Here is a 14,361-nt window from a genome sequence, read left to right as displayed (position 1 = left end):
CATGGCACTCGACCCAGAACTCGCCGGACGGCTCAAACGCAACGCCGATGGCCTGTTCGCCGCTGTCGCGCAGGAACGCGACACCGGCGTGGTGCTGATGGTGGCGTGGATGGACGACACCGCCCTCGAACGCACGCTGGCCACCCGCCGCGCGACCTACTATTCGCGGTCGCGGCAGGAGTACTGGGTCAAAGGTGACACCAGCGGCCACACGCAATACGTGCGCGACGCGCGGCTGGACTGCGACGGCGACACCGTGCTGCTGATCGTCGACCAGGTCGGCGCGGCGTGCCACACCGGCAACCACAGTTGCTTCGACACCCCGTCGCTGCCGTTCGCCGAACCCGACGCCGTCGGTGCCGGATAGCAGCTGCCGGAGCGAACCTGGGAGAATCGGGACCGACGCTCATTCGATGAAAGGTGGCGAGGAGTCATGCCATTGATCCAGATCTCGCAGACCCCCGGGCTTTCCGACCGGGTGAAACGCGAGACGATCGCCGCGGTGACCGAGGCCTATGCGCGGGCGACCGGCAAGAGCGCCGATTCGGTGTGGGTGACGATCACCGAGATTCCGCGCACGCAGTGGGGCGTCGGCGGCGAGCCTCTGGGATGAGCACATCCACCCACGAGCACGCCGCCGGATCGGCCACCACCACGCTGGCCGAGTTTCTCGAGCTGGCCGCCGACCACCGCGTCGTGCCGGTGACCCGCAAGGTGCTGGCCGACTCGGAGACCCCGCTGTCGGCGTACCGCAAACTCGCCGGAGACCGCGCCGGTACCTTTCTGCTCGAATCGGCAGAGAACGGGCGCAGCTGGTCGCGGTGGTCGTTCATCGGTGCCGGTGCGCCGTCGGCCCTCACCGTTGTCGACGGCCGGGCCAGCTGGTGGGGGACGGTACCGAGCGGCGCTCCGGTCGACGGTGACCCGCTGACCGTGCTGGCCGAGTCGCTTATGCTGCTGGCCACCGACCCGTTACCCGACATGCCGCCGCTGACCGGCGGCTTCGTCGGATTCATGGCCTACGACATGGTTCGTCGCCTCGAGCGGTTGCCCGCCACCACCACCGACGACCTGCAACTTCCCGATCTGATGATGCTGCTGGCCACCGACCTGGCCGCGGTGGACCATCACGAGGGCACCATCACGCTGATCGCCAACGCCGTCAACTGGGACGGCTCCGACGACCGCGCCGAACAGGCATACGCCGACGCCCTCGCGCGTCTGGACCGGATGACCGAGGCGCTCGCCGCGCCCGCGGTGTCGACCGTCTCGCATTTCGACAAGCCCGCACCCGATTACCGTGTGCAGCGCTCACGCGAGGAGTATCACCGGATCGTGCGCGACCTCGTCGGCGAGATCGAGGCAGGCGAGGCCTTTCAGATCGTGCCGTCGATGCGCTTCGAGATGGACACCGACGCCGACCCCCTCGATATCTATCGGGTGCTGCGCGCGTCGAATCCGAGCCCGTATATGTATCTGTTGCGCGTCCCCGGCATCGACGCCGACCCCTACACCGTCGTCGGTTCGAGTCCGGAGGCGCTGGTGACCGTGCAGGATCGGTGGGCCACCACGCATCCGATCGCCGGAACCCGGTGGCGCGGCGCGACCGAAGAAGACGACCAGCTCCTCGGCAAGGAACTCATCGCCGACGAGAAGGAGAATGCCGAACACCTGATGCTCGTCGACCTCGGCCGCAACGACCTCGGCCGGGTGTGCCGGCCTGGGTCGGTCAAGGTGAGCGATTACCGCCACATCGAGCGCTACAGCCACGTGATGCACCTGGTGTCGACGGTGTCGGGGGAGTTGCGCGACGACAAGCACGCCCTGGACGCGGTGGCCGCCTGTTTCCCGGCGGGCACCCTGACCGGAGCGCCCAAGGTGCGCGCGATGGAACTGATCGAACAGAACGAGATCACCCGGCGCGGCCTGTACGGCGGCATTGTCGGCTACCTCGATTTCGCCGGCAACGCCGACACCGCGATCGCCATCCGCACCGCCCTGGTCAAGCAGGGCCGCGCCTATGTTCAGGCCGGTGGCGGGGTGGTCGCCGATTCCGACCCGGATTACGAGTACAACGAGGCCCGCAACAAGGCGACCGCGGTGCTCAACGCGATCGCCGCCGCCTCGACGATGCGTCGAGTGGGCGGCACCGAATGCAGAGATGGACAAGGCAGTGACTGATCGACCCTCCACACCCGATGCCGTACCCGGCGACCCACCGTCCGACGGACCGACCGGCAACGCCGTGACCTCGGCATCGCGGGCGCGCCGGATCAAGGTGATCGCGGCAGTCCTGTTGGCACTGGCCGCGTTGGCCTTCTGGGTGTCCTCGAGGCTGACGTGGGCCACGGTGTTCGCCGGCGACGGCATGTCGCCCGACCGCTATATGCCGGTCAAGGGCGCCGATTGGAGTCCATGGCTCACACCGTTGGCGCTGGTACTGCTGGCGGCCATCCTCGCCGCTTTCTCGTTGCGCGGATGGGGACTACGGGTGGTGGCGCTCCTGGTCGCCGCGGGCGGATTGCTCGCCGCATTCCCGGCGTTGTCGGTGCTGACGAGTAGTCAGGACTCGATGTACGCAGCGCGCGCGATCGACCTGTCCGACCGCTACGTGGTCCGGCTGACGACCACCAACGGCTGGGTGGCGGCCATCGTCCTGATCGGCACGGTGTGCTGCGTCGCGGCCGCGGTGCTGCTGTTGCGCGCCGCATCGGGCGCCGGGATGTCGAGCAAGTACCGGACCCCGGCTGCCCGCCGTGAGGAACTCGAACGTGAACTCTTCGCCGAGCATCAGCGACGCACCGCTGCCATCAGCGACCCGGATTCCTCGGGTTCGGATCCCGCGAAGCCGGATCCGGGCGGGTCAGATCCTTCGAATCCGGACTCTTCGGGGCCGGATTCACCGGGTGTGAACGAACGCATGATGTGGGACGCGCTCGACACCGGGATCGACCCGACCGAGCCGCGCTGAGACGGAGGCGGAGATGGGAATCGGTCGCAACGGACCCGCGCACGGGCCGAGAACGATGCCGGACTACCCTGACGAGGGCAGGAGCGTCGAAAGGGAACCAGCTGTCGTGAGCACGCCGAACATCCTCGACTCGATCATCGAGGGAGTCAAGGCCGACGTCGCCGCGCGCGAAGCGGTCATCGATTACGCGGCGGTCAAGGCTGCCTCTGCCCAGGCGCCCGAACCCAAGGACGTGATGGAGGCGTTGCGCCTGCCCGGTATCGGCGTGATCGCGGAGGTCAAACGCGCGAGTCCCTCGCGGGGCGACCTCGCCGTCATCCCCGATCCCGCCGAACTCGCGCGCACCTACGAACAGGGCGGCGCCCGCATCATCAGCGTGCTCACCGAGGAACGACGTTTCCGGGGTTCGCTCGCCGACCTCGACTCGGTCCGCGCGGCGGTGGACATACCGGTGCTGCGCAAGGACTTCATCGTGGGTCCGTATCAGATCCACGAGGCCCGGGCCCACGGCGCCGACATGATCCTGCTGATCGTGGCCGCCCTCGAGCAGAACGTCCTCGCCGCCTTGCTCGACCGAACCGAGAGCCTCGGCATGACCGCGCTCGTCGAGGTGCACACCGAGGAAGAAGCCGACCGGGCGCTCGCCGCCGGTGCCTCGGTGGTCGGCGTCAACAATCGCAATCTCAAGACCCTCGAGGTCGATCGCGACAACTTCTCCCGGATCGCTCCCGGGCTGCCCACCAAGGTGATTCGCGTCGCCGAGTCGGGTGTGCGTGGCACCGCCGACCTGCTGGCCTTCGCCGGTGCCGGTGCCGACGCTGTCCTGGTGGGCGAAGGACTGGTCACCAGCGGCGACCCCCGCACCGCGGTGTCCGATCTGGTCACCGCCGGCACCCACCCGTCCTGTCCGAAACCCGTTCGCTGACAGTGGTTTTCGGCTCCGGCCGATCCCGCTGGCATGCGTGATGCAGTGAGGTGTCCTGTGACGAACCAGCAAAACAGCGGCACTGACACCGCCGCTCCGGTCCAGCTGCCCACGGCCAGTCAGGGAGTGGCGACCCGCACCTCCCTCGAACCCGACGCGGGTGGCCATTTCGGTGTCTACGGTGGCCGGCATGTGCCCGAGGCGCTGATGGCCGTCATCGACGAGGTGACCACCGCCTACGAGAAGATGCGCACCGACGACGAGTATCTGGGCGAACTCGACCGGTTGCAGCGTGACTACGTCGGGCGTCCCTCGCCGCTGTACGAGGCGGGCAGGCTCAGCGACGAAGCCGGTGGTGCCCGGATCTTCCTCAAGCGAGAAGACTTGAACCACACCGGTTCACACAAGATCAACAACGTCCTCGGCCAACTCCTCTTGGCCCGTCGCATGGGCAAGTCGCGCATCATCGCCGAGACCGGCGCCGGTCAGCACGGGGTCGCCACCGCCACCGGCTGTGCACTGTTCGGCATGGAATGCATCGTCTACATGGGCCGAGTCGACACCGAACGCCAGGCCCTCAATGTGGCGCGGATGCGACTGCTCGGAGCCACCGTCATCGCCGTGGAAACCGGTTCGGCCACTCTCAAGGACGCCATCAACGAGGCGCTTCGTGACTGGGTCACCAACGCCCATGACACCTACTACTGCTTTGGCACCGCTGCTGGGCCGCATCCGTTCCCGATGCTGGTGCGTGACCTGCAGCGCATCGTCGGACTCGAGGCCCGCGCGCAGATCCTCGATCAGGCCGGGCGGCTGCCCGACGCCGTGGTCGCGTGCGTGGGCGGTGGATCGAACGCGATCGGCGTGTTCCATCCGTTCATCGACGACGCCGACGTGCGACTGGTCGGCTACGAGGCGGCCGGCGACGGGGTGGAGACCGGGCGGCACGCGGCCACCTTCACCGGCGGAACGCCCGGTGCCTTCCAGGGCGCCTACTCCTACCTGCTGCAGGACGACGACGGGCAGACCATCGAATCCCATTCCATCTCAGCCGGATTGGACTACCCGGGGGTCGGTCCCGAACACGCCTACCTCAAAGACATCGGGCGCGCACAATATCGGCCCATCACCGACACCGAGGCGATGGATGCGCTCGCGCTCCTGAGCCGACGCGAGGGCATCATTCCGGCGATCGAATCGGCGCATGCGGTTGCCGGCGCCCTGAAGCTCGGCCAGGAGCTCGCCCGGACATCGCCGCGCGGCGCCCAGGCCGGCACCCCGGGCGCCCCCATCATCGTCGTCAGCCTGTCCGGCCGCGGCGACAAGGACGTCGACACCGCCGCCGAATGGTTCCATCTCTTCGATCCGCCGCCATCGGAAACCGAAGCGGGCCAAAGCGAATCGGCCGCCGCCGAGAAAGAGGCCGCCGCGGAGAAAACAGGGGAGGGCCGATGACCGCGACCACCGCCCGGCACGCCGGTTCGTCACGGCTCTCGCCGGTGTTCACCCGATGCCGGGAGCAAGGCCGCGCCGCGCTCATCGGCTATCTGCCCGTCGGCTATCCCACGGTCAGCGGTTCGGTCGAGTCCTTCACGACGATGGTCGAGGCCGGCTGCGACATCATCGAAGTCGGTGTGCCGTACTCCGATCCGGTCATGGACGGCCCGACCATCCAGGAGGCCGCCGGCCTCGCCCTCGCCAACGGGGTCCGGGTGCGCGACGTGTTCACCGCGGTCCGCGCGATCACCGAGGCCGGTGGGCAGGCCGTCGTGATGAGTTACTGGAACCCGATCCTGCGGTACGGCATCGATCGGTTCGCCGCCGATCTCGCGGAGGCCGGCGGGGCGGGGCTGATCACACCCAATCTGATTCCCGAAGAAGGTCACGCCTGGCACGAGGCCTCCGACGCCCACGGCCTCGACCGCATCTACCTCGTCGCACCGTCGTCGACACCGGAGCGGCTTGCCCACACCATCGATTCGTGTCGCGGGTTCGTGTATGCCGCCTCGACGATGGGTGTCACCGGTGCTCGCAGCGCCGTGTCGAACGCCGCACCCGAATTGTGTGCCCGAATCCGTGAGCACAGTGACATCCCGATCGGGGTGGGGCTGGGCGTTCGCAGCGGCGAGCAGGCCGCGCAGATCGCCTCGTACGCCGACGGCGTCATCGTCGGCTCGGCGCTGGTCACCGCAGCCCAGGCCGGGCAGGCGCAACTGCGTGATCTCGTCGGTGAACTCGCCGACGGCGTCGCCAACCCGCGTCCGCCCCGATGAACTCCGCAGCGAATGACGTTCCCAGGTCACACGATCGTGTGTGCCCGGTGGTCGGCTAGGGTGTGACCGTGATCGCGCCGACGACGACGTTGCTCGCCTATATTCCGAGTCCGCCCCAAGGTGTGTGGCATCTCGGACCGGTGCCGCTGCGGGCCTATGCCTTGTGCATCATCGTCGGCATCATCGTCGCGGTCTGGTGGGGTGATCGTCGCTGGGTGGCCCGCGGTGGGCAACCCGGCGAGGTCCTCGACATCGCGATCTGGGCAGTGCCCTTCGGCCTCATCGGTGGCCGCATCTATCACGTCCTCACCGACTGGCAGATCTACTTCGGCGGCGGCGGCAAGAGCCCGATCGACGTCCTGAAGATATGGGACGGTGGTCTCGGAATCTGGGGCGCCGTGATTCTCGGGGCCGTCGGCGCGTGGATCGGGTGTCGTACCCGCGGTATCAGAGTGCCGCCCTTTGGCGATGCGATCGCCCCGGCGATCCTGCTCGCCCAGGCCATCGGCAGACTCGGCAACTACTTCAATCAGGAGTTGTACGGCCGCCCGACCACGCTGCCGTGGGGTCTGGAGATCTACGAACGCACCGACGGCGTCCAAACCGGGCCGAACCTCATCAGCGGGACCTCCACCGGCCAGGTCTTCGAGGTGGTTCACCCGACGTTCCTGTACGAGCTCTTGTGGAACGTTCTCGTCGTGCTCGCGCTCGTCATCATCGATCGCCGATTCCGGATCGGCCACGGCCGACTGTTCGCCCTCTACGTCGCCGGCTACTGCGCGGGACGCTTCGTGGTCGAACTGCTGCGCTCGGACACCGCCTACACCTTCATTGCCGGCATCCGCATCAACGTGTTCACCGCGGCACTGCTCTTCGTGTGCGCGGCGATCTACTTCGTCGTCGCCACCAAGGGCCGCGAACGTGGTCTGCAGATGTATCACCCCGACCGGGCCGAGGAACTCGAAGCACTCGGTGCCGTCGGCTACGTCGATGACGAGCCCCTCGGCTACGACGAGCCCGCGGCCGACGACGAGCCCGCGGCCGACGACGAGCCCGAGGCGGACGACAAGCCCGAGGCCGACGACGAACCGGACGAGACCGAGCTGTTCGACTCCGACGGCGAAATGACCGACGCGGGCGACGAAGCGACGGCACCTGCTGAGCTCACCAAGGCCATCGCCGAGCACGACGAGGAAGCGGCCGTCGACCCAGACCTCGGCGAGGAGACGGAGCCGATCCCCACGGGGCCGATCCCCACGGGGCCGATCCCCACGGGGCCGATCCCCACGGGGCCGATCCCCACGGGGCCGATCCCCACGGAGCCGATCCCCACGGCGGCGGCCGCGGAGAGCATCGAGTCGTCGGCGTGGACCACTCCGGACGCGGTAGCGGACGCCGAGAGCGCAGCGGAGCCCGAGAGCGCAGCGGAGCCCGAGAGCGCAGCGGAGCCCGAGAGCGCAGCGGAGCCCGAGAGTGCAGCGGAGCCCGAGGCCGCCGATGAGCCCGACGTAGTTGCGGCGCCCGAAGCCGACGCTGAGCTGCCCGAGGTTGCCGATGAGTTGACCGACTCCTCGCAAGACCCCGAAGCCATCGTCGAGTCGGAAGCGGACAGTGTCGCCGAACCCGCCGACGATCTCGAACCCGCCGACGCCGAGCCGACTCAGGACGCCGAATCCGCCGACGAGGCCGAACCGGCCGGAGACAGCGAAGGCACGGTCGAGGCCGCGGGCACCGACGACCACAGCTCCTGAGAGACGCCTGCCACCGGTCGCGCAGCATTCATCGCGGGCACCACGGTGACGCGTCGGATACAGTGGGATTTCGCGGTCCGCGGCAGTTCTATCTGCGCGCGACCCACGTAGTGCTCCACGGGCCAGCGCTGTCCCTGAGGACATCATGCAGTGATTCGTAGCGAATCCGGTGGAGGTAGTGATGTTGTTTTCGGCGCTCCCGCCCAGGCAGGGACTGTACGACCCAGAGGCCGAGGTCGATTCGTGTGGCGTGGCGATGGTCACCAACATTCATGGTCGGCGGTCGCACTCGATCGTCGCCGACGGCCTGTTGGCGCTGGAGAACCTCGAACACCGTGGCGCCGCCGGTGCAGAGGTCAACAGCGGCGACGGCGCAGGCATCCTCATCCAGCTCCCCGACGAGTTGTTGCGCGCGAGCGTCGATTTCGAGCTGCCGGCCGCCACCGCGTCCGGTGCGAACACCTACGCGGCGGGCAATTGCTTTCTGCCGACCGACCCCGGCCTCCGGGCCGCGGCGCTCACCCGGGTCGCCGACCTGGCCGCCGCCGAAGGGATCACGATCCTCGGCTGGCGAGAGCTGCCCGTGGACGCCCACGGCGCCGACGTCGGGCAGACCGCGCTCGGCTGTATGCCGCATATGGCTCAGCTCTTCGTGACCGTCGACCCGCCTACGGGCTCGGCGCGTATCGGCGGCATCGACCTCGATCGCGCGATCTACCCCTTCCGTAAGCAGGCCGAGCGTGTGACATCGGAGATCGAGGCCGCGGGCACCGGGCTGTATTTCCCGTCGTTGTCGAGCCGCACCATGGTCTACAAGGGCATGCTCACCACGATGCAGCTGCCCCGGTACTACCCGGATCTGCGCGACGACCGTTGCCGCAGCGCCATCGCGATCGTCCACTCCCGGTTCTCCACCAACACGTTCCCGTCGTGGCCGCTGGCACACCCGTTCCGCTTCGTCGCGCACAACGGCGAGATCAACACCGTCCGCGGCAACCGCAACCGGATGCGTGCGCGGGAGGCGCTCCTCGGCACCGACCTGATCCCCGGCGACCTCCGGCGCGCATTTCCGATCTGCACGCCCGAAGCCTCGGATTCCGCCTCGCTCGACGAGGTGCTCGAGTTGCTGCATCTCGGCGGTCGCAGCGTCGCACACGCCGTGATGCTGATGGTCCCCGAGGCGTGGGAGAACGTGCCGTCGATGGACCCGAAGCGTCGGGCATTCCTACAGTTCAACGGTTCCCTCATGGAGGCATGGGACGGCCCGGCGTGTGTCACGTTCACCGACGGGCAGGTTGTCGGGGCACTCCTGGACCGCAACGGCCTGCGGCCGGGCCGTTGGTGGCAGACGCGCGACGGTCGGGTGATCCTCGCCTCGGAGGCCGGTGTGCTCGATGTACCCGTCGACGACGTCGTCTCCAAGGGCCGGCTCGAACCGGGCAAGATGTTTCTCGTCGACACCGCCGCGGGCCGGATCGTCCCCGACGACGAGGTCAAGGGCGAGCTGATCGATGCCGAACCCTATGACGAGTGGCTGCACGCGGGCCTCCTGGACATCGCGACCCTGCCCGATCGCCCGGTGTACAAGCCCAACCACGACACCGTCGTGCGCAGGCAGGTCTCCTTCGGCTACACCGAGGAAGATCTGCGAGTGCTGCTCACCCCGATGGCTGCGTCCGGATACGAGCCGCTGGGCTCGATGGGTACCGACACCCCGGTTGCGGTGCTGTCCAAACGATCCCGTCTGCTCTACGACTACTTCGTCGAATTGTTCGCGCAGGTCACCAACCCGCCCCTCGATGCCATCCGCGAGGAGATCGTCACCTCGATGGCCCGGGTGATGGGACCCGAACAGAACTTGTTGAGGCCCACCGCCGCCTCATGCAGGCAGATCCTGCTGCACTGGCCGGTCATCGACAACGAAGATCTCGCCAAGCTCGTCCACATCGACGACGACGGGGACAACCCCGGTTTGTCGGCGAAGGTGCTGCACGGACTCTACGAGGTCGCCGACGGCGGCCAGGGTCTGGCCGATGCGCTCGAGGATCTGCGGATGCGGGCAAGCCGCGCCATCGCCGAGGGACACCACACCCTGGTCATCTCCGATCGTCACACCGATCGCGATCATGCGCCGATCCCGTCGCTGCTGGCCGTCTCGGCGGTCCACCATCATCTGGTCCGCACCAAAGAACGCACCAAGGTGGCGCTCGTGGTGGAATCCGGTGATGCCCGCGAGGTACACCACATCGCACTGCTCATCGGCTTCGGCGCAGCCGCGGTGAACCCATATCTGGCGCTGGAGTCCATCGAGGACCTCGTCGCCGAGGGTGAGCTCGTCGGGGTGGCGCCGAGAAAGGCGATCCGCAATTATGTGGAGGCGCTGGGCAAGGGGGTGCTCAAGGTGATGAGCAAGATGGGCATCTCCACCATCAGTTCCTACACTGCTTCGCAGGCCTTCGAGGCGGTCGGCCTCTCCGCGGCGGTGGTCAAGGAGTACTTCACCCGTACGGTCTCGCGTATCGAGGGCATCGGGCTCGACGAATTGGCCGAAGAGGTGCGCATGCGCCACCTTCGGGCGTTTCCGGAGAACCCGACCGAGCAGGTCTACCGGCGACTCGAGGTCGGCGGCGAATACCAGTACCGCCGCGAGGGCGAACTGCACGTGTTCACCCCCGAGACGATCTTCATGTTGCAGCACGCCACCAAGACCGGCCGCGACGACGTGTTCCAAAAATACTCCGACGAGGTCGACCGGCTCTCGCGTGAGGGTGGCACGCTGCGTGGGCTCTTCGAACTCGAACTCGCCTCACGGGAGCCGATTCCGCTCGAGGAGGTGGAGCCGGCCGAGGAGATCATGAAGCGCTTCAACACCGGGGCGATGAGCTACGGCTCGATCTCCGCCGAGGCGCACGAGACGATCGCGATCGCGATGAACCGGATCGGTGCGCGCTCGAATTCCGGCGAGGGCGGCGAGGACGCCGACCGCCTCTATGACCCGGAGCGACGCAGCGCCGTCAAACAGGTGGCGTCCGGGCGATTCGGCGTCACCAGTGACTACCTGATCAACGCCACCGACATCCAGATCAAGATGGCGCAGGGCGCCAAACCCGGTGAGGGCGGCCAGCTCCCGGCCTACAAGGTGTATCCCTGGATCGCCCAGACCCGGCACTCGACGCCCGGTGTCGCGCTGATCTCCCCGCCGCCGCACCACGACATCTATTCGATCGAGGATCTCGCGCAGCTGATCCACGATCTCAAGAATGCGAACTCACAGGCCCGTATCCACGTGAAACTGGTGAGTGCGGTCGGCGTCGGCACGGTCGCCACCGGGGTGTCCAAGGCGCACGCTGACGTTGTGCTCATCTCCGGACACGACGGCGGTACCGGTGCGTCGCCGCTGACCTCGCTCAAACATGCCGGGACCCCTTGGGAGATCGGACTCGCCGACGCGCAGCAAACCTTGATGCTCAACGGTTTACGCGACCGCATCACCGTGCAGTGCGACGGGGCGCTGCGCAACGGCCGCGACGTCATCATGGCGGCGTTGCTCGGGGCCGAAGAGTTCGGGTTCTCCACCGCGCCACTGATCGTGACCGGTTGCATCATGATGCGCGTGTGTCACCTCGACACCTGCCCCGTCGGCGTGGCAACGCAGAATCCGCAGTTGCGGGCCCGATTCACCGGACAGGCCGAGCACGTCGTCAACTTCTTCCGCTTCATCGCAGAGGATGTACGAAAGTATCTGGCGCAGTTGGGGTATCGCAGTATCGACGACGCGGTCGGTCAGTCACAGCGGCTGCGCACCGATACCGCGGTGGCGCACTGGAAGAGCAAGGGACTGGATCTGAGTCCGATCTTCCGGCGCATCGACGGCAGGGGTCCGACCCGCCGAATCCGCGGCCAGGACCACGGCTTGGACAAGGCGCTCGACCAGACCCTGATCCAACTGGCCGAGGGAGCACTCGAAGACGCGCATCCGGTCACCCTGGAATTGCCGGTCCGCAACGTCAACCGCACCGTCGGCACCCTGCTCGGTGCCGAGGTCACCCGCCGATACGGTGCTGCCGGACTCGCCGAGGACACCATCACCGTCGAGCTGACCGGGTCGGCCGGGCAGTCGCTAGGCGCCTTCCTGCCACCGGGTGTGACGATCAAACTCAGCGGTGACACCAACGACTACGTCGGAAAGGGCTTGTGCGGCGGTAAGATCGTCGTCACCCCGGACCCGGAGGCGTGGTTCATCGCCGAGGACCAGGTCATCGCGGGCAACACCATCCTCTATGGTGCCACCTCCGGTGCGGTGTACCTACGAGGCCGGGTGGGCGAACGATTCTCGGTGCGCAATTCCGGTGCCACTGCCGTGGTCGAGGGAGTCGGCGACCATGCCTGCGAGTACATGACCGGCGGGCGAGTGGTCATCCTGGGTCCCACCGGACGCAACATGGCGGCCGGGATGTCCGGCGGCATGGCCTTCGTCTATGACCTCGATCCCGCAAAGGTCAATATGGCGATGGTCGAGCTGCTACGGCCTGATCCCGACGATCTGCGATGGTTGCATGACCAGATCGTCAGGCACACCGAGCTGACCGGGTCGGCGGTCGGGGCATCGATGCTGGCGGATTGGCCGCGCCGGTGCCTGGCGTTCACCAAGATCATGCCGACCGATTACAAGCGTGTCCTCGACGCGGCCCAGATGGCCGAAGCCGAAGGGCGCGACGTCGATTCAGCGATCATGGAGGCGGCACGTGGCTGATCCGCGCGGATTCCTGGAGGTCTCGAAGAAGGAGGCACGGTACCGGCCGGTCGCCGAGCGCGTCCGCGACTGGGGCGATGTCTACGAACACGCCGACAATCCGATCAAGGTCCTGGCCGAAGTCGGCGATCAGGCCCGACGGTGCATGGACTGCGGTATCCCGTTCTGCCACTCGGGCAGCGCGGGCTGCCCACTGGGCAACCTGATACCGGAATGGAATGACCTTGTGCGCCGCGGCCGTTGGGACGCCGCCAGCGCACGGCTGCACGCCACCAACAACTTTCCGGAGTTCACCGGGACGATATGCCCGGCCCCGTGCGAGTCGGCGTGCGTGTTGTCGATCTCCGAGCGCGCCACCGGTGGCAGCGTCACGATCAAACGCATCGAGAAGACGATCGCCCACGAGTCGTGGGCGGAGGGCATCATCGGCCCCGAGCCCCCGGCGCTCGAGACGGGCAAGTCGGTGGCCGTCGTCGGATCCGGACCGGGCGGGCTGGCCGCGGCGCAACAACTGACGCGCGCCGGCCACAACGTCACCGTCTACGAACGCGACGACCGGCTCGGCGGACTGCTGCGCTACGGCATCCCCGAATACAAGCTGCAGAAATCTGACATCGACCGGCGGATCGCCCAGATGCGGGCGGAGGGAACCGAATTCATCACCAGGTGCGATGTCGGAACCGACCTGTCCGTCGCCGACCTGCGCGAGCGCCACGACGCCGTCGTACTCGCCATCGGCGCGATGGCCGCCCGCGACAACCCGGTCCCCGGACGCGAGCTCAACGGCGTCCACCTGGCGATGGAACACCTCGTTCCGGCCAACCGTGAATGCGAGGGCGACGGACCGTCCCCGATCACCGCCAAGGGCAAACGCGTGGTCATCATCGGTGGCGGTGACACCGGGGCGGACTGCCTGGGCACTGCCCACCGGCAAGGCGCCGCATCGGTGGTCCAACTCGACTACAACCCCGAGTTGCCCACCGACCGGGACGAGAGCCGGTCCCCGTGGCCGACATGGCCGTTGGTCATGCGCACCTCAAGCGCGCACGCCGAGGGCGGCGAACGGAAGTTTGAGGTGGCGGTACAACGGTTCCTCGGCGACGCCGACGGCAACGTGACCACCATGGTCCTCGCCGAGGTGGCCGTGGTGCGCGAACCCGACGGCCGCCGCGCCGTCACCCCGGTGTCCGACGAATTCGAAATACCCTGTGAACTAGCACTTTTCGCCATCGGGTTCGAAGGAGTCGAACGCGGAGTACTCCTCGATGGACTGGAACTCGAACCGAACGGGCGGGGGTCGCTGAGCTGTGGCACCGACTGGCAGACCGCGGCCGAAGGGGTATTCGTGTGCGGCGACGCCCACCGCGGCGCCTCTCTGGTGGTCTGGGCCATCGCCGAAGGACGTTCGGCGGCAAGCTCGGTGGACGAATACCTGATGGGCGCCACCGACCTGCCGTCCCCGGTCCGCCCGGCGACGCTGCCGCTGTCGGTGCACTGAAACGGGGCGCACAGCCACGCCTGACAGCCGTTTCGGCCTCCTCGGCGGCGCGCCCGATGCGGCTGCGAATCGCGGCCGCATCGGGCGAACGCCGCCATACCCTTGACCTCGGGGAGAGGCACGAACAGCGGGTGACCGGATGATGTCCACTCGCGGGTGCCGATAGAGATGCCGGTCCAACGCGACTAGG

The 14,361-nt window shown here is 67.6% G+C and carries 10 protein-coding genes; all 10 read left to right on the top strand.

The window, feature by feature from the left end; genetic code table 11:
• Nucleotide 1: 1 nt before the first annotated feature.
• Nucleotides 2–367, top strand: a complete 366-nt coding sequence (hisI, locus tag ACPXB3_RS06230) for a phosphoribosyl-AMP cyclohydrolase (protein WP_425705731.1) — start codon at nucleotides 2–4, stop codon at nucleotides 365–367.
• Nucleotides 368–433: 66 nt separating this feature from the next.
• Nucleotides 434–613 carry a tautomerase family protein gene (locus tag ACPXB3_RS06225; protein ID WP_425705730.1) on the top strand — a complete coding sequence of 60 codons (180 nt, stop codon included), beginning with the start codon at nucleotides 434–436 and terminating at the stop codon, nucleotides 611–613.
• The gene (locus ACPXB3_RS06220; RefSeq protein ID WP_425705729.1) at nucleotides 610–2,181 is read left to right on the top strand and encodes an anthranilate synthase component I; all 1,572 of its coding nucleotides are present in this window, start codon (nucleotides 610–612) and stop codon (nucleotides 2,179–2,181) included. The genes ACPXB3_RS06225 and ACPXB3_RS06220 overlap by 4 nt, the downstream gene beginning before the upstream one ends.
• 64 nt (nucleotides 2,182–2,245) lie before the next feature.
• Nucleotides 2,246–2,971: a TIGR02234 family membrane protein gene (locus ACPXB3_RS06215; protein WP_425705771.1), complete on the top strand. Its 726-nt coding sequence runs from the start codon at nucleotides 2,246–2,248 to the stop codon at nucleotides 2,969–2,971.
• A 106-nt stretch (nucleotides 2,972–3,077) separates the two neighbouring features.
• The gene (gene trpC / locus ACPXB3_RS06210; RefSeq protein ID WP_425705728.1) at nucleotides 3,078–3,896 is read left to right on the top strand and encodes an indole-3-glycerol phosphate synthase TrpC; all 819 of its coding nucleotides are present in this window, start codon (nucleotides 3,078–3,080) and stop codon (nucleotides 3,894–3,896) included.
• Nucleotides 3,897–3,953: 57 nt separating this feature from the next.
• On the top strand, nucleotides 3,954–5,351 hold the full coding sequence (trpB, locus tag ACPXB3_RS06205) for a tryptophan synthase subunit beta (RefSeq protein ID WP_425705727.1): 1,398 nt from the start codon (nucleotides 3,954–3,956) through the stop codon (nucleotides 5,349–5,351).
• Nucleotides 5,348–6,169 carry a tryptophan synthase subunit alpha gene (gene trpA / locus ACPXB3_RS06200; RefSeq protein ID WP_425727052.1) on the top strand — a complete coding sequence of 274 codons (822 nt, stop codon included), beginning with the start codon at nucleotides 5,348–5,350 and terminating at the stop codon, nucleotides 6,167–6,169. The genes trpB and trpA overlap by 4 nt, the downstream gene beginning before the upstream one ends.
• Before the next feature lie 62 nt (nucleotides 6,170–6,231).
• Entirely contained in the window at nucleotides 6,232–7,920 is a 1,689-nt protein-coding gene (gene lgt / locus ACPXB3_RS06195) for a prolipoprotein diacylglyceryl transferase (RefSeq protein ID WP_425727050.1), read from the top strand.
• Nucleotides 7,921–8,101: 181 nt separating this feature from the next.
• Nucleotides 8,102–12,673, top strand: a complete 4,572-nt coding sequence (gene gltB, locus ACPXB3_RS06190) for a glutamate synthase large subunit (protein WP_425727048.1) — start codon at nucleotides 8,102–8,104, stop codon at nucleotides 12,671–12,673.
• Nucleotides 12,666–14,171, top strand: a complete 1,506-nt coding sequence (locus ACPXB3_RS06185; RefSeq protein WP_425705723.1) for a glutamate synthase subunit beta — start codon at nucleotides 12,666–12,668, stop codon at nucleotides 14,169–14,171. The genes gltB and ACPXB3_RS06185 overlap by 8 nt, the downstream gene beginning before the upstream one ends.
• The last annotated feature ends 190 nt before the right edge of the window (nucleotides 14,172–14,361 follow it).

It is taken from the genome of Gordonia sp. DT219, from assembly GCF_049847065.1.
GTDB lineage: Bacteria > Actinomycetota > Actinomycetes > Mycobacteriales > Mycobacteriaceae > Gordonia.
This window is presented reverse-complemented; position numbering and strand designations above follow the sequence as displayed.